Source organism: Ferdinandcohnia salidurans (assembly GCF_042680725.1).
Lineage (GTDB): Bacteria > Bacillota > Bacilli > Bacillales > Bacillaceae_L > Ferdinandcohnia > Ferdinandcohnia salidurans.
Map to the genome: position 1 here is coordinate 33,526 of NZ_JBHUEK010000024.1, position 16,400 is coordinate 49,925.

At 37.5% G+C, this 16,400-nt stretch carries 14 protein-coding genes and 1 pseudogene; 5 read left to right on the plus strand and 10 right to left on the minus strand.

Annotation, left to right across the window (positions count from 1 at the left end):
• Positions 1–63: 63 nt before the first annotated feature.
• On the plus strand, positions 64–5,988 hold the full coding sequence (locus tag ACFSFW_RS14535) for a lamin tail domain-containing protein (RefSeq protein ID WP_388039297.1): 5,925 nt from the start codon (positions 64–66) through the stop codon (positions 5,986–5,988).
• Between the two features lie 101 nt (positions 5,989–6,089).
• On the opposite strand, the gene ACFSFW_RS14540 is transcribed toward ACFSFW_RS14535, so the two are convergent.
• The 4 genes from ACFSFW_RS14540 to ACFSFW_RS14555 form a co-directional block, all read right to left on the minus strand.
• Positions 6,090–6,854: an RQC-minor-1 family DNA-binding protein gene (locus tag ACFSFW_RS14540; RefSeq protein ID WP_388039299.1), complete on the minus strand. Its 765-nt coding sequence runs from the start codon at positions 6,852–6,854 to the stop codon at positions 6,090–6,092.
• 2 nt (positions 6,855–6,856) lie between these two features.
• Positions 6,857–7,066, minus strand: coding sequence for a hypothetical protein (locus tag ACFSFW_RS14545; RefSeq protein ID WP_388039301.1), 210 nt, complete (start codon positions 7,064–7,066; stop codon positions 6,857–6,859).
• Between the two features lie 293 nt (positions 7,067–7,359).
• The gene (locus tag ACFSFW_RS14550) at positions 7,360–7,614 is read right to left on the minus strand and encodes a hypothetical protein (protein ID WP_388039302.1); all 255 of its coding nucleotides are present in this window, start codon (positions 7,612–7,614) and stop codon (positions 7,360–7,362) included.
• Positions 7,611–8,168: a DUF3990 domain-containing protein gene (locus tag ACFSFW_RS14555; protein WP_388039304.1), complete on the minus strand. Its 558-nt coding sequence runs from the start codon at positions 8,166–8,168 to the stop codon at positions 7,611–7,613. The genes ACFSFW_RS14550 and ACFSFW_RS14555 overlap by 4 nt, the downstream gene beginning before the upstream one ends.
• Positions 8,169–8,344: 176 nt before the next feature.
• Between ACFSFW_RS14555 and ACFSFW_RS14560 the strand changes: the two genes are divergently transcribed.
• A complete protein-coding gene (locus ACFSFW_RS14560) occupies positions 8,345–9,208 on the plus strand; it encodes an AraC family transcriptional regulator (protein ID WP_388039306.1) in 864 nt (287 codons plus the stop codon).
• 139 nt (positions 9,209–9,347) lie between these two features.
• Here the strand turns inward: ACFSFW_RS14560 and ACFSFW_RS14565 are convergent, their stop codons facing one another.
• Positions 9,348–10,199, minus strand: a complete 852-nt coding sequence (locus ACFSFW_RS14565) for a DegV family protein (RefSeq protein ID WP_388039308.1) — start codon at positions 10,197–10,199, stop codon at positions 9,348–9,350.
• A gap of 366 nt (positions 10,200–10,565) precedes the next feature.
• On the opposite strand from ACFSFW_RS14565, the gene ACFSFW_RS14570 reads away from it, so the two are divergent.
• Entirely contained in the window at positions 10,566–10,745 is a 180-nt protein-coding gene (locus ACFSFW_RS14570) for a hypothetical protein (RefSeq protein ID WP_388039310.1), read from the plus strand.
• A 309-nt stretch (positions 10,746–11,054) separates the two neighbouring features.
• Here the strand turns inward: ACFSFW_RS14570 and ACFSFW_RS14575 are convergent, their stop codons facing one another.
• On the minus strand, positions 11,055–11,633 hold the full coding sequence (locus ACFSFW_RS14575; RefSeq protein ID WP_388039312.1) for a Crp/Fnr family transcriptional regulator: 579 nt from the start codon (positions 11,631–11,633) through the stop codon (positions 11,055–11,057).
• Between the two features lie 167 nt (positions 11,634–11,800).
• On the opposite strand from ACFSFW_RS14575, the gene ACFSFW_RS14580 reads away from it, so the two are divergent.
• Positions 11,801–12,397: a DedA family protein gene (locus ACFSFW_RS14580; protein ID WP_388039314.1), complete on the plus strand. Its 597-nt coding sequence runs from the start codon at positions 11,801–11,803 to the stop codon at positions 12,395–12,397.
• Between the two features lie 599 nt (positions 12,398–12,996).
• Here ACFSFW_RS14580 and ACFSFW_RS14585 read toward each other — a convergent pair.
• Together ACFSFW_RS14585 and ACFSFW_RS14590 are read right to left on the minus strand one after the other, a co-directional pair.
• Positions 12,997–13,575: pseudogene (locus ACFSFW_RS14585) on the minus strand (DUF6414 family protein); the annotation flags it as partial.
• Positions 13,576–13,580: 5 nt separating this feature from the next.
• Complete coding sequence (locus ACFSFW_RS14590) at positions 13,581–13,877, minus strand: DUF6414 family protein (protein WP_388039318.1); 297 nt, start codon at positions 13,875–13,877, stop codon at positions 13,581–13,583.
• An 80-nt stretch (positions 13,878–13,957) separates the two neighbouring features.
• Here ACFSFW_RS14590 and ACFSFW_RS14595 point away from each other — a divergent pair, with 80 nt between their 5' ends.
• The gene (locus tag ACFSFW_RS14595) at positions 13,958–14,446 is read left to right on the plus strand and encodes a hypothetical protein (protein ID WP_388039320.1); all 489 of its coding nucleotides are present in this window, start codon (positions 13,958–13,960) and stop codon (positions 14,444–14,446) included.
• Between the two features lie 62 nt (positions 14,447–14,508).
• On the opposite strand, the gene ACFSFW_RS14600 is transcribed toward ACFSFW_RS14595, so the two are convergent.
• Together ACFSFW_RS14600 and ACFSFW_RS14605 are read right to left on the minus strand one after the other, a co-directional pair.
• Positions 14,509–15,324 carry a lipid II flippase Amj family protein gene (locus ACFSFW_RS14600; protein ID WP_388039321.1) on the minus strand — a complete coding sequence of 272 codons (816 nt, stop codon included), beginning with the start codon at positions 15,322–15,324 and terminating at the stop codon, positions 14,509–14,511.
• 574 nt (positions 15,325–15,898) lie between these two features.
• The gene (locus tag ACFSFW_RS14605; RefSeq protein WP_388039323.1) at positions 15,899–16,291 is read right to left on the minus strand and encodes a hypothetical protein; all 393 of its coding nucleotides are present in this window, start codon (positions 16,289–16,291) and stop codon (positions 15,899–15,901) included.
• Between the last annotated feature and the right edge of the window lie 109 nt (positions 16,292–16,400).

Consider the following 16,400-nt stretch of genomic DNA (forward strand, 5'->3'; position numbering starts at 1 on the left):
TCAATACTTTGTCGTTAGTCTGTAGTGGAATACATAAAATCTTTACATTTTTAAGGAGGCATTATGAGGAAAAAAGCAAATCTAAAAAAAGGGTTAGCCGTAACAACCACAGTAGCTATTCTCGTATCGAATTTAGGATTAGCCGTTCCGTCAGCTATGGCAGAAGAAGCTTCACAAATTCCTATTTCACAAGTTCAACCAGAAAATCAAGTCCAAAAACAAGAAGATTCCATTTCAGATTCAGGAAACAAGGAGTCTGATGTACAAGATTCCCCTGCTCTCCCTGAAGAAGCTCTCCCGAACGAAAACCAAGCTGACACTGAAATGACGGAAGCCCCTGCTTCTCCAACTACAGAAACGGATAGTCAGCCTAGCGAAGAAGAAACGCAAGAAAACTCGGAAGCAGAAGTAAGTGAACCTACTTCTACATCCAACAAAGAGGAAGTGGAACAAACTTCTATTCCTGAACAACCAGATGAGAACACAACTGGTAATGAAACTGAACAAACAATTGAGCAAGTAGAGGAACCGATTGATTATCAACAACTCCCGCCTCTTTTGATTACTGAAATCATGCCTAATAATTTAGGGGCTGACGATTATGAATATTTTGAGGTCTACAATAACACGAATCAACCGATTGTATTGGACCACTACACGTTTAGTCTGCGCTATACAGATGTAAGTGGCACACCCGATGTGGATATGCAATTTGCCCCAACCACATTAGCACCAAAAGAAAGTATGGTGTTTTGGCATAATTCAAAGCAGAAAACACTTGCTGATTTTAATCAAAGATATCAAACAAGTTTAACTGAAGACCATGTAGTCGAATTTGGTGGACCACCTAATTTTTACAATAGTGGAAATCGAGCAGTCGTGATTAAAGACCATGCTGGAAATGACCTACTCGTCGCCAATTACTTAAAAGATGACATTGGAGATGGACTAGTTGTTCAATACCAATACCCAGTAACCGGCGTGGAGATGGAAAAGCTTGAAACAAAAGCTCAACCAACGCCAGGTACCATTGTTGCTGAGCAGGTTCCCCAACAAGAAGTTGTAGCGGAAGAAAACCAAGCACCCATTATTACTCATGAACAAATCACAACTGCGAGTGCAAAAGAAGACCTTGTCATCTCAGCAACCATTACTGACGATCATCAAGATTCTTTAGCTTCTGTTTATTATCAAACGGAACCGGATGGTGAGTTTAAGAAGTTGTCTATGACGCAAATGGATGGCCAAATCTATCAAGCTACCATTCCTAAAGAATCGTTAACAAATGAAACATTACGTTATTACATCGAAGTAACGGACACAAATCATCGGGTTACGTTTCCTGAAAAAGATGGTTTTGACGTGGCAATCGAAGGTATCGTGGAGCCTGATTATGATTCACTTCCACCTATTTTGATTACGGAGATTTCTCCAAATTCTGAGGGTGGCGGCACAGATTATTATGAGTACTTTGAGCTCTATAACAATACAAACCAGCCGCAGGTGTTAACAAATTATTCATTTATTTATCATTATACGGATACAGGAAAAGAGCTCCCTTTCCAAATCCCTGCTACAACGATTGAGCCACAGGAAAAACTAGTTTTCTGGTTTAATAACGGCAATAAACCATTAGAAGACTTTAACGCTCAATTTGGTACTGAGCTAACAAATGAACAAGTCGTCGAGTTTACTGATGCATTTCCTGGCTTTGCGAACGGCGGCAATCGTGCATTGGTTTTAAAAGACCTACAAGGAGCAGAGGTTATTTCCGCGAGTTATTTAGGAAGTGACAATGACAATACTGGCGCTGTTATCCAATACAAGTATCCTGACCAAGGGACCGTAATGAAAAAATTACAGGGAATGGCCCCTCCATCACCAGGTGTGATTACGGATAAACAGGCACCCGCTGTTCCTGTGCAACTCCCAGAAATTCCAACGGATACGGAAGCACCTGTGATTGAGCATACTCAGGTAGACAAGGTTGATGCCTATACACCCGTCAAAATTGAGGCACACGTAACGGATAACCTAGCAATCCCATTGGTTACTCTCCATTATAAAGAAAAGGATGCCGAGAATTTCACAGCCATCTCAATGAACCCAAGTGTGGAGAACACGAGCACATACTCAGCTGAGATTCCAGCTGCGAGTGTAACGTCAGATCTCATCTATTATATTGAAGCATCAGATGGGGTTCAGGCTGAGAAAACGAGCGAATACAGTATCAACGTGAAACAGATTGATATTGATTATAGTACGCTCCCACATTTATTAGTTACAGAAGTTGTTCCAGACACCACAAATGTTGGTTCAGCTGACGGATATGAGTTTATTGAAATCTATAATAATAGTAATCAAGATATTAATTTTAAAGATTATAAAATTTACTACCGCTACGGCACGGACCCAGGTACAGATGTTGTATGGCCATCGGTTCCGGAAGATGTCACCATACCAGCCGGAAAAACACTCGTTTTTTGGATCATCAATGACCAAAATGGCGATTCAACTGTAGCGGATTTTAACCAAAACTATGGTTCTAATTTAGTAGAAAATGAGAATATCGTTCGCATTTATACAGGCGGTATGGCGAATGGCAGTATGCGTGGGATTGTGATCGGTACGAATGCTCATAAAGAAGTGGCACTTGCCTATTATAATGATGTACCGAATGTGGATGATACTTACGCTGACAAAGGAATTGTCTACGGGTATCCAACCGATCAGACGACACAGCAAATCAAACTTGAAATCAAAGATGCAACTCCTGGAAGCGTTGAGGCACACCAAGTTCCACGAGAAGCTGTGCAAATTCCTGTAGATACAATTGCACCTGTGATTGACAATCAAACAGAGGTTACTGAAATAGCGGAAAAAGATAATATTGAAATTGCCGCCAATGTACTCGATGACCAAGAAGTGAAATCGGTCCGCCTTTTCTATAAAATTTCGGACCAAGATGAATACCAAATGAAAATTTTACAACAGGATTCTACGAGTGGTTTATTTCATTCAACCATCTACTCTCCTGAGTTAATTGGGAAAGACTTTGTCGACTATTACTTTGTCGCTTCAGATGGAAGGAATGAAAAAACAAGTGATACGTATCGTGTCGACATTACAACCGACCATGATCAATCGAGTCTTCGTCTGAATGTAAAAGAAGACGACATCGTGACTGGCGATGTGATTCTTAAAGGAACATCTGCTGATGATGCACCTGACAACGTCTCGCTAATGGTAGATGGCACAGAGCTTACGAGCGATACGTATCATTCTGTGGAGCGAACTGCGTATTTTGCATTAGATGTAAATGGCTTGAATACGTACTTCCAAAATGCGGTGACGATGGGAGAAGAAGTGCTCTACCTAATGGATAAAGATTGGTTGACTCAGTGGAAAACCTTTAGTATTCCGATTGAGCCTAATCGCTTAACTCTAGGAAATAATACCATCACGGTTCGCTCCGGAAACAAAGCGTCACCGTTTGACTTAGAATCTAGTGAAAATCGCGATGATTATGACTTAAAAAATGTCCGCCTTGTGCTCTCGGATGGAACTGTATTAACAGACCCAACCTACAACAATCCAGATCAAGTATTAAAAATGAATGATGGTAACCCATTCGTTGATTTTCATTTTACAATCACGAACAATCACGCACTCTCTAAAACCGTGAAATGGGACACAACGACCGTATCGGATGGAGAACATCTGATCACCGTTCAAGATGCTGATGAAACCCTTGAACGAAAGGTGATTGTGGATAATTCCGCTCCAACGATTGAAACAAATCTTATTGAAGACAAAAAGTATAAAGGTGCGTTTAAAATTGAAGGAAGTGCATTCGATGAAATTGCGGGTGTTGAATCATTCGTAACCACCCTTGATGGTGAGGTTATTTCACTTCCATATGAAACAGCATCCTCCAAATTAGCACCTGGAGAACACAAACTAATCATGACTGCGGTTGATAAAGTTGGAAATCAAACAGAACACATTGTTCACTTCTCAGTTGTGAATGAAAATCCTGAAATGCCTGAAGCTTCTTCACCTGCAGATGGAGCAATCGTTAATGGTGACCCGGTTTTAAAAGTAAAAGTCACAGATCCGACGAACGATAAAGTCGATGTTACATTCTATCAAGGCTACAAATATGATGTGAGTCAAACTGAGCATATTAGAGGCTATAAAAACGCTTCTGATACGGAACCACCTCAAACACAGGTTCCAGCAGGAGAACAAGTCTTTACGGAAGAAGATATTGCCCTTGTTGCACAGCAGGATGGACAATATTTAACGAACAATTCACACACTCAATTTCCTTATCATCGCTTTGATGTAAAGGTTGATTCTTCTGTTGATGAAAATGACATTGTCGAACTCAACTGGAAAGGAAAGTCACTAGAAGGACGAAAGGTTTCCATGTACGCGTGGAATCATGAAAAGGGTGATTGGGAGTTAATCGATTATCGCATTGCTGGAGAAGAAGATTTTGAACTGTCAGGAAATGTTGAGGTTCATACATTTGTAAAAGACAGTAAAATTAATGTTCTCGTGCAGGATGAAATCCCAAGCACACCGGACGAGTATGACTATTCGTTTGTATGGATGTCAGATACTCAATTTTACACTGAAAGCTTCCCACATATCTTTGATCGTCAAACACAATGGATTGCCGAAAATCAAGACGAAATGAAGATTGAGTATATCTTCCATACTGGAGATTTAGTGAACGTCTCGACAGACGAAAGCCAGTGGAATTACGCCGACCAATATATGGGCGTTTTAGACCAGCACAATATTCCATATGGCGTCCTAGCTGGTAATCATGACGTGAATCAAGTGAACAATGATTACACTGATTATTATCGTTACTTTGGTGAGAATCGTTTTGAGAACAAACCTTATTATGGCGGTTCCTACCTGAACAACCGTGGGCATTATGATTTAATATCGGCCGGCGGGAATGACTATATTATGATGTACCTAGGTTGGGGTGTAACTGATGAAGGAATTCAATGGGTAAATGACGTCCTTGCTGCTCACCCTGATCAAATGGCGATACTAAACTTCCATGAGTACTTACTTGCAACTGGAACAAGACATCCACTAGGTGAAAAGCTTTATAACGAGATTGTCGTTCCAAATGAAAATGTCATCGCGGTATTGAGTGGACATTATCATGAAGCGCAAACCTTAATTGATGAAATTGATGATAACGGCGACGGCACACCAGATCGTACCGTGTATCAAATGCTTGCCGATTATCAGGCTGGCCCTGAAGGTGGCCAAGGCTACATGAGACTCTTGCATTTTGATCAGGACAATCATCGCATTATCGTAAATACGTATTCACCTTATTTAGATGACTATAACTACTATGATACCGATGCCCATCCTGAAAAAGATGAGTTCATCATTAACCTGGACTTAAGCGCCGTTGAAAAACAAGTTGCGACCGATTATTTCTCTGTAAATGTGTATAGCGATACAGAAATCGGCAAAGATGAGGACGTAGAAAGTGGCGAAATCGCGGAAACCATTTGGAAAGGCCTAGCAAACGGAAACCTCTACTCATGGTATGTGGTTGTTGAAGACGATCATACTGGAAAAACAGTGTCTGACATTTGGTCCTTCACAAAACAAGCAGCTGGTTCAGACTCAGAGGATGAAAATGATCCTGAGGAGCCACCAACTGAGCAACCCGAACAACCAATGGATGAGGAGCAACAACCAGAGCTACCTGAAAAACCAGAGAGCGATAATCAAGATCAAACTAATAACGAACCAAACAAAGATCAAAATGAACAGCATGCTGAAGACGTAAATAACGACCAGACTGATAAACAACCAAAGCAGAATGGTGACACTCTACCCGTTACAGCAACCAATATCTATAACTTGCTACTAGCAGGATTTATCTTATTAGTTGCGGGTGGATCGCTACTTGTCATAAGAAAACGTAAACTTCAGGCATAATAGTTGAGGCATGGTTTCTGAAAAAGAACCATGCCTTTTATAATTGGAATTTCTATTTTCATCCTATAAACCCTCGACAAACTTCGGGGCGTCACTGTGACCTAATAATCCACGAAATCTCCAAACCTTCGAGTATCCCTGCATTCTTCACATCGTTTTGGAAAATCAAAGCCTTTTTGCTTATAGAATTGTTGTTCCCCAACCGTAAACGTAAAACGACCGCCACAATCCCAGCATTTTAGATTTAAGTCTTGCGGTGCAGAACCAATTAATGCTTTTTGAATTTCTACTTTTCTATTTTGTACAGTAGCGTGTTCGACCGAATTATTTGATTCAATGGCCTTTATCGTTACTTGAATCTCTGCTCTTACTTTTTTATAATCTATTTTTTCCCAGGCTTGGAGGAAAGGAATATATTTGGGATCCCCAGTCTCTTTTATCCTATCTAAAAATAAAAATATCATTTCTCGATTACGGTCTTTTAAATACTCCATATCTGGTAGAGGCTTTTCCTCTTCTATCCACCTACCCCACTCCTGCAAAAATTCATCCGCTCGTTGATTGGACTCAATAGTCCAGCCGCGTTTCGTATAGACAATGATTGGGAGCTTTCCAGAGTACTCTATATCCAAAAAGTCGTAATCAATCATCCAATCTACTTTTTCCAAAATATCAGCTATTGTTTCTGATTTGAAATAACCATAAACGGGACATTGGTCCAAATCTAGTGCCAGAACCTTTTTTTCACGTGATCCTTTTAAGATTTTAGCTAGGAGTGATCTACCTCCTTGTCCAATTATTTCATCAGCGGCCCTTAAAATCGCTAATTTTTCATTTACCGTCAATTCTTTTTTATGCGGCTCCATCTTTACCCAAGCACCCTCCCAAACTTTTTTTCATATAAATCTCGAATCCATTCTTTCACTGGTGCTTTCCATTGTTGATTAGGAGCGGGAATATTTTTTAGTAAGCTTTTTGGTGTCATGCCTAATTCTTTTGCCATCTGAATATCCGCCTGATTCAACCGACAACGTTTTTTGGCTTCTGCCCAATCGGATTTCATTTTTTTAGTTGCCATTTCTTTCATTCCTTTTCGTAATCTTTTTACCTTTTATTTTCATTGAACAACACATCTATACATCAATGTCTCCCAAACATGCAAAAACTAATGAAAGAATTGGATCAAGCGCTGTATCTTCCCATCTACAATACAAGACAACTTGGCAAAAACCTAAGAATGGCTTCTCTCTTCCGATTAGAAGTCATTCGACAAATTTCGAGGCATTTCGGGGCGTCACTGTGACCTAGAATCAATATAACCTCCCTAATAGTAACTAGGGAGGTTTCATTAAGTAAGGTATCTTTAGAATATCAGCGTACAAAAGTACTCATATTAAGTTTGTTGTTAGTAACGTACTGCTCTATCGAGAGATCTACCCAGTATTCTGGATCTTGATGATGTACATGTTCAGCGTCTTCTTTAAGACGATTTATTAATGATGACTGTGATAGAATTTCTTTCGCAATATCACTATCAAATCTTTTTAGCAGACGATCATACACTTCTAAAAAGTATTCAATATCTGCGCTATCAAAATTAGATATATTTCCTGGTTTGTTATTCACAGTTCACGAACCTCCTTCTTAATAATGTATTGAAGAGAACGTACGGTGTGAAAAGACAATTGATCCATATTTGGTCCATGAGGCTTGAGATCTCTAATAAAATCCTCCCACTCATAGTAGCCACGGCTAAGCCTTTTTACTGATGTATTCGGTTTTCCGTCAGCTAGTGGACCGGCCACAATATCATGGTCATGATAAACATCATCATTGAGGCCTTCTTTACGACAATTATACACAAAATAATAAAAATCGTCATTGTCAACTTCAAATATTCCGCTAGAAAGCTGGTGATTTTTTATTGATTTTTTTAAATTTATCACATCTAGTTCAAGTCTAACAACAGCTGGTGAAATTGAGTTATTTTTAGCATCCTTCCAAAGCTTTTGGGCATGTTTTTTTGCCTGTTCAAATGAACTTGTTGTATAAAATCCTTGCCCAAAGTCCACTGCTTTATACCCCTTATTAACATCAATTCCTGCATCAACAATATGATGTGCATGGTTACTTGTTGTGCCATGATAACATAATTTAAATCTGTCTAAATAGTCATACATACTTATCCCCTCACAATATGTATAAATCTTACATAATTAGTAATCTATTTCGACAAATTCTTTTATAATCCTCCAATATTTTGTATACACGTTCGATTCGATATATTTCATGTTAAAAATGTCGAGTAGGAATAAAGCTGCTTTGCTATGATATAGACATGACAAGGAGGGATAACTTGTTAAAGGAGTTAAACCAGGTGATCGATTATATAGAAGATAGTCTAACAGAAGACCTAACTCTTGAAAGCATTTCTGAATATGCGGGGGTTTCCGACTATCACTTCAGAAAGATCTTCTTTTACATGTCAGGATTGACGCTTAGTGAATATATCAAAAACAGAAGATTGTCAGAGGCCAATAAGGATTTATTGAACGGAAAAAAAGTAACGGATGTCGCTTTCAAATATATGTATCAGTCAGTAGACGGCTTTACGCGAGCCTTTAAAAAATGGAGTGGCTTTTTACCCTCAGATGTCATCAAAACAGGGATAAGCAAGTCGTTTCCCAAGCTTTCATTCGTCATTACAGTAAAAGGAGGAACTTCCATGGAGTTTAGAATTGAAGACAAACCTGCATTTAATCTAGTCGGTGTAAGTAAACGAGTACCTATGCAATTTGAAGGGGTAAATAACGAGATTGTAAAACTAGCTAAAAGCATAACTGAGGAACAAAAAGCAGAAATGCATGCCCTTCAAAATATAGAACCTTATGAAATTGTGAATGCATCCTATAACGCGGACGAGAATTTCTTAAAAGAAGAGGGAGATCTAACCCACATGATCGGTGTGTTAACTACTGAAAATCAAGTAAGTGACAGATTAGACAAAGTGCCAGTCGAAGCATGTACATGGGCAATCTTCCCAAATGAAGGACCATTTCCTTCTACTTTACAAGAAACCATGGCCAAAACCTATTCAGAATGGCTTCCCTCTTCCGATTACGAAGTCATCAATGTCCCTGCGTTTTCGTTCACAAAGATGGATAAAGACAAAGAAGGTTACGCGTATAGTGAGGTTTGGATTCCGGTGAGGAAGAAGTGAAAACTAACTGAAAATTAATTGAAATGCTATAGATATTGCTTTTTATCATTTTCCCCACCTCTCTTCTGTAGGGAGGTGGGGGCCACCCATCCGATTAATTAACCTTCGACAAACTTCGGGGTGTCACTGTGACTTTATTCTATCTTTCCAAGCCCGCAATTCCAAATCCGCCTGGTCCAGCATGGGTGGAAATCATGGCGCCGGCCTGTATCCAACTGATATGTTCAAATCCATGTTCTTTTGCGACATCGGTCATTCTTTCCTTAATCTTTTCATCTAGGCCAAGGGAGTATACTAAAAAAATTTGACCTTTATCAATGTCGTATTGATTTAAATAATCTTGGATCAGTTTTTCCGTGACGGTACTCATATTCCCGCGATACTTTTTAGTAGATGTGAGTTTTCCATCTATTAATTCAATACATGGCTTAATTTTCAACAAAGCTCCTCCGAGATAAGCAAGGTTACTGACTCTTCCACCCGCTTTTAAAAACTCTAGACTGCCAGGAACAAAAGCCAGTCTGGATTTCGGGACGATCGCTTCGATTTTTTTGACTAACTGTTCAGGATCAATCGTAGGTTCTTTTGCTATTACATCTACTGCATACATCACAATAGCAGCTAGTCCTCCCGTAACGTTCAATGCATCAATTAGAAAAATATCATTTAACTCTTCCGTTGCAATAATGGCATTTTGGAAGGAAGAAGATGCCTTAGACGTATAACCTATATGAATAATGACACAATCGGGAAAGTTCGTTTTTATCTGTTTAAAGAATTCCTCATATTCATAAACATTTGTTGCAGTTGTGGAGGGGATTTTCTTGGTTCGCTCATAATAATCATATATATCCTCTACCGGCAACGCCCCATCTAAATAATCCTTTTCATCCATGATAACGTGCATCGGAACCACTTGAACAGAGTGTTTGCTTGTCCATTCTAAAGGTAAATCCGCGCCACTTTCCGAAGTTAAAATAATTCTACCCAATTATAATTCCCCTCTCATCTCCCATTAAGGGTCAGATGTTAACCATCGTACCTAAACTAACTATACATTATACGTAAGCGCTTTACAGATTTTTTTAAGTAGAAATAAAGCAATGTGGCTTTTTAAAATAATAACGAAGAGAATCAGTTCTAAAGAATGGTTTCCGTTATGAGTAGAATGATACTATTAAAATCACCTTCCATTGCTCGAAAATATCATTTATACTATTTATTTAGAGGGAGGTGAATTAAGATGGAACAGGAAACAATGCTAAAAGAAATCTTGCATGCATTCAAACTTTTTTCTGAGAAAATAGACGATAAGTTGGAAAGTTAAAAACTCGATCTAGAATCCAAGATGGACAATATGCACACAGAAATGAATTTAGGTTTTGCCCGTGTAGATGAGCGACTGGACAGGCTAGGTAAGAAACAAGAAGGAATGCGTGTTGAGTTGACAGAAAACAAAGAAACAGTAGACTTTTTATTAAACAAAACTGCCCAGCATGAGAGAAAGCTCCAACAACTCATTAATCAGCAACTTTAAAATTCCACACGAGTTGCTATTTTCCCAAAAAAAGCAAGACAAAAATACCATGGTAAAAACCTATTCTAAAATGGCTTCCCTCTTCCGATTAAGAAGTCATCAATTTCCCTTCATTTTCGTTCACAAAGATGGATAAAGACAAAGAAGATTACGCGGATAGTGAGGTTTGGATTCCGGTGAGGAAGAAGTGAAAACAAGTTTTGAAAGTTGATTGAAGTTTATCATATAAACTCTCGACAAAACTTCGGGCCGTTTCGGGGCGTCACTGTGACTGGAGGTTAAGTTATGAAGTATGTGAAATGGGATAGTTTATGATTGAATTCGCTTTTTAATTTTACTTAAGGACTCTGGTGTCATACCGAGGTAGCTTGCCAATTGATGTTGAGGCACACGTGTGAGAAGGTCTGGTCGATGTTGGATGATATTTTTATAGCGTTCTTCTGGAGAAGATCGAATAAATGTTGCGTATTCATTATGCGCCTGGGCAAGGTAGGTTTCCATCATGCGCCGAGTCATGGTTTCAAGCTCCGTATATTGCTTATACATTTCTTGTTCAGATAGTACATCACCCACAACCAATAGACTCTCTTCTAGACATGTTAATGAAAATTTGGATAATTGTTCTGGTTCTTCCATATTGAATAACAAAATAGCTTGTTCTTCCGTAAAAAAATGGGTAGTCACCTCTTTTCCATCCTGATCCATTTGATATTGTCTGACACACCCTTTCAATACAAAGTAACATCTCTCCGTTGGAGAATCTCCCTGTTTAATCAGATAGCTCCCCTTTTCAAACTTCTCTATCATTAAAGCGTCAAGGATAGCTTGTTGCTCAGCTTCAGTTAGCGATGTATATTTAGCCATATATTTAGTGAGGATTTCTTTCATAACAACACCTCTATTTTCTTTTTATGGGCACTTCATGACAATAGTACCATTTTATCCATAACAAAATCTCGATTTTGACGTCGTTCACGTATAAAGTTTTGTTGTTAACAAACGCTAATTTTATCGGATTGATTAGACTCGTGCATAGTCAGGAATGAGGAAGGATTATGGGAATTGTAGAACGCTTGTTTGCTCAATATGGATATTTCGTGTTGCTAATCGGCCTACCTTTAGAATTAATTGCTTCTCCGATTCCACCTGGCAACTCAACACTTGCATACACCGGTTATTTATCGTACAAGCATGTTCTTCATCTTCTGCCAGCTCTTACTGCCGCATACTCTGGTTCCTTGGTAGGTATAACAACTACCTATTGGATCGGGAACAAGTTTGGGATGACACTAATCGAAAAATACGGGAAATGGTTGTTTCTGAAGCCAAAGCATATTAAGAAAACACGAAAAACCTATGAGAAATATGGCAACAAAATGCTATTATTTGGTTTCTTCTTGCCAGGTGTCAGACAGTTCAACAGCTATTTTGCAGGAATTATTCGGGTACCATTTCGAACTTTTGCACTTTATGCTTATACAGGTTCCGTTTTATGGGTATCTCTATTCATCGGAATCGGTTATATATTCGGTAACCAATGGCAGCTCGTTTTCACTTGGATTGAACAATCTATGAAGGTGATCTTACTTATTTTGTGTGTGGTTGCGATTTTTTTATTTGTAAAATGGCGTAGGAGAAAATCGGGGCGGTGAATGACGAACTTTTTGTTTTGTGGAAAATTAGTGCCGCCTTCTAATGTTTTAAAAATAAGGTGGCTTAATATTATAAAACCTGTAAACTGATTCTAAAAATCTGTCTATTCTTGCAGATATTACTGCTTTTCACATAAAATAAAAACACTTCTCTTTTAATGAGAAGTGTTTTCATGACATTTTAAAGTCAAAATAGTATTTCCACCGTTTTTATGATATACCGTCACAGTAACGCCAAGAAAAATATTGATTCACATACTTGTTTCAGGGTACAGCAATATCATGAGAATTTTAGCGGCTAACCACCCAATGCATCAATATGCACTTAAATTATTAGTAAATGGAAATTCCATTGCTTTTGTTAGTGAAACTACAAGCAAAAGTAGAATAGCCACTCTTTCAGTAGTATCGTTGTACTTTACAGTAATTGTTATAAAAAAGAGGCGGAACTCGTTTCAAACTTCCACTAATTTAGATATCGTTTATTATGTTAGGTTTAGATTATGTTTCCGTATACCACATGCGTAGAGTGCTAGGTGTAGACAAACCATAGCAAATATTCTTGAGCAGTGGATTTCACCTTTAATTTGAATTACGAATCAAGAATAAACAGCTATAGGTATTACCAACAAAGAAGGTGCAGAGATTTTGGATTCAATATCTGGAAAGTCAAGTTGTTCATCAACTCCGTTATTCATTGTTCTAAACAAGCCATCAAGTGTATTTTGTTTGAACAAATTGAATCCAGTATTTCTGAATAGATTAATATTATCATCTGAGTCATTAACCACCTTAACGACCTTTCCAATAACTGTATAATTCCCATCAATGATTTCATTTAAATTATTATGAACAAAATAATCCATATAGACAGGAATTACGGCCTTTAAATTTTCAGAGGTATTTATCGTACAAATTAAATCTAAAATACCGTTTTCCACCAAGCCTTTCTTCATTACCTTAATCTGTTTAAGAATGTCCTGATCGTTATTCTTTTTACTACCCTTTTTTTCTTGAAAACTCGTTGCCATGACACCTATTTGTTCAACTGAATCCAATAATGAAACTAATGGGTTTTTTTCCAAAACACTATTGAACCTTACGAAACTACCTGTTTTTAGTTGTTGTAGATCCTCACTGCTTAATACATCCTTGATTAATTCTTTTTCATTCAAAAATGATACTAACTTTGAAAATAATGACGTTGGGGTATGTACTCTTTCTTCATTAGCACTCTCTTCTCATCCCTACTATTATTTTCCTTTCCAAATGCAGCTTTAATTTTTGTTTTTACTCCATAAAGCCCAAATCCACCTTCACCATCAACACTACCAGTTGTCTTGCTACCTTTTGTTGTTGAGATGTTTAGATTAGTTACTTGTGCAAATCCATCCTCTATTACCGCCAACAAATCAAAAACAATCTTTTGATTAAGATAGGTTGTAATAGGCAAAACAAATTCCTTTTCGGTTTCTTTCATTGCATTTCCTCCCCGTTGGAATAATAAGACTCTTTCTATCTATAATACTATATCTTCATAAAAGGAAAGGAGTTGTTCACATGGACAAAGACACATTCTTTACAACGAAACCATCAAAAAGAGTAGAAGAAGTGAACCTTCTATTACAAAAGTATGATTTAAAGAAAGTAGCTGAGATGTTCGGTATCCCATACAGCACATTTACAAAAGAAATGAGGGCCGGAGATTACTTTTACCACCAATCGGACAAACAGTATTACCCATTCGTAAGATCAGAAGACGAGCGGTTAAAAGTGGAACAGAAGGATGAATCAGCCGAACTAGCCTTTATCAAGGAACACTTTGACACTTTAAAAGGTTTGCTCCAAATGTACCAATCCAATAAATTGTTGATGCTTGATGAAAGGATTTACAGTAGAGTAGCAAAGTATGAAAATAAGAGCCTCAAAATGAACACAGAGCTTTATGAAGAATTCAAGAAATTCTGTGAGGAATACTACCCTCAATACAAAATCCAAGATTTAATTTGCCAATCTCTAATGGATTTTCAATGCAAATACAGTCGGTAAAGAGAAAAGAGCCCACCATAGGCTCTTTTTCTAATTGTTTAGCACTCATTTGTATTAGACTTTTAAACTATGAATTTTGTAAACCAAGCTATGTATTTTGCCCCCCAGATAAAAAAGAATTGAGCAAGTATTGTCCCAAACAACCTTGAAGTAACCATCATTAACGACATATTTTTTAGTTTATTGTAACTTCCTCGTTGATTAACCACATCGTCAGCTATTACTGATAATTTTGGGTCTACAAAGATAACCAAAAGTATTGTTGCTATACCATTTATTAATCCTGATGCCATAATTGCTGTAGAGGCTCTTTCTGGTGCTAACAATGCAGCGTATAGTGCAGATAATACGCCGATTGTATAAATTGCCGTTATAATCATATTTACAAAAAATAGATTTATCGGTATATCCTTTACCTTCATATCCTGCAAATATGAAAACTTTGGAAGACTAAAATGTGTAATACCACGTTTTATATAATGAAAAGAAAATATCCTTTTCATTAAGGTAGGAACAGAGCCTCTTTCTTCTGACAAATGGATGATAGCTCTTGAAAATAACGCTATAAATGTAGGGAGTAGAATAATCCCAAATACTGTTCCAACTGTAGATGCACCAATAAGAATTCGAAATTGCATCTCTACAAACTCAAGAGCATTCTCTTTTGGAGCAGTATCAATTAAACTACCAGTGAAAGGTTGTTGCATCATGTTCGCTAATCTTGAAACGATCACCATTATGTTAAAGAGTGATAAAGCTGACGCTATCATCTTAACTCTTGCTCCTGATAATCTCACTGCATAAGCTAGTGTTTCTATCGAATGGATGATAAAAATAAACAAAGCTATAAACAAAAGTTTCTCATTAAAAAACTCCATTTTGTTACCTTCTTTTTTATATGATTTATTCCCTTAATTTTACCATAACATTCACTTTTCTCTATTATTCAATTCCTTGGTATGGTAGTTTTCTAAACTTTCTTTTTATTATTTTTGGGACTGTGCATGATACAATCCTTTACCTTAACCAAAATATCGTAAGTTACGAACATGCTTCTTTCCCTTTACACGAATAAGTCCTGTTGTAAAGGATACTTCTTTAACATTTTTTATGTGAATCCCACCCTAGATTGAAAAGGGTGGGTGTAATGAACTTCATGCATATATTCAGAATACTTCTTCCTTCCTAATCCGTACCATTCCAACTGACTTGTACATTTTATTTAATTGTACCGAAACAATGAACAATTTTTAGATTTAGCAGCAAGAATCCCTAGGTACAGATTTTTTCTATTTTGTTCGGAACCTAACTCTAAAAGGGATTTTTCATTTGGAATACTTTTTGTCGATTCAAAGTTTGAATGGATTTTTCAAGAAACTTGGGAATGTGGAGTGGTTTTGGGTGGAGAGATTTTTTAGAATGAGAATGGGAGATATTCCGATACTTTCAAGATCACGAAGGGTATTTTCGATAAGTGGGTTTAGACATATGTTTCTTAGGCTTATCAATACTGCCATTGGAGATTTGGACGAGGAATGCTCGAAGGTCATCTTTTTTCTTTTTTGAGAAATGACTGTTTTCAATGTTTTTTTCTGCTTTAGCGATCTTATAATAGTCGCCTCGGTGGACAATTGGTAGAACGTGCTTTTCCATGTACTCATTCCATAACTGGTACGAAAAGTAGCTCCTTAATTCCTTTGGTCTGCTTTTTCCTTTATCTTTTCTTTTCATGCCATTCAGGTGGCTGTTTTTCAGTCTCAGTTCGTATCTTACCACATTTTCTTCGTATGGTTGAATTTCTTCACCTTTTGCAATCCGTTCTTCTTCTTTGTCATAAATATTCAACTCAATACTGTTACATTTGTGGTATTGCGATGTTAGAAGAGGCAGGGCCTGACCCACTGGCCTTGCATGAATGTAAAAAAATAATATATATTCAAAAATTTTACATTAA

Bases quoted from the DNA above. Each gene is read 5' to 3' on its own strand.
- ACFSFW_RS14535 (WP_388039297.1), top strand. From the start codon at position 64: ATGAGGAAAAAAGCAAATCTAAAAAAAGGGTTAGCCGTAACAACCACA.
- ACFSFW_RS14540 (WP_388039299.1), bottom strand. From the start codon at position 6,854: ATGGAGCCGCATAAAAAAGAATTGACGGTAAATGAAAAATTAGCGATT.
- ACFSFW_RS14545 (WP_388039301.1), bottom strand. From the start codon at position 7,066: ATGGCAACTAAAAAAATGAAATCCGATTGGGCAGAAGCCAAAAAACGT.
- ACFSFW_RS14555 (WP_388039304.1), bottom strand. From the start codon at position 8,168: ATGTATGACTATTTAGACAGATTTAAATTATGTTATCATGGCACAACA.
- ACFSFW_RS14570 (WP_388039310.1), top strand. From the start codon at position 10,566: ATGCACACAGAAATGAATTTAGGTTTTGCCCGTGTAGATGAGCGACTG.
- ACFSFW_RS14575 (WP_388039312.1), bottom strand. From the start codon at position 11,633: ATGAAAGAAATCCTCACTAAATATATGGCTAAATATACATCGCTAACT.
- ACFSFW_RS14580 (WP_388039314.1), top strand. From the start codon at position 11,801: ATGGGAATTGTAGAACGCTTGTTTGCTCAATATGGATATTTCGTGTTG.
- ACFSFW_RS14590 (WP_388039318.1), bottom strand. From the start codon at position 13,877: ATGAAAGAAACCGAAAAGGAATTTGTTTTGCCTATTACAACCTATCTT.
- ACFSFW_RS14595 (WP_388039320.1), top strand. From the start codon at position 13,958: ATGGACAAAGACACATTCTTTACAACGAAACCATCAAAAAGAGTAGAA.
- ACFSFW_RS14600 (WP_388039321.1), bottom strand. From the start codon at position 15,324: ATGGAGTTTTTTAATGAGAAACTTTTGTTTATAGCTTTGTTTATTTTT.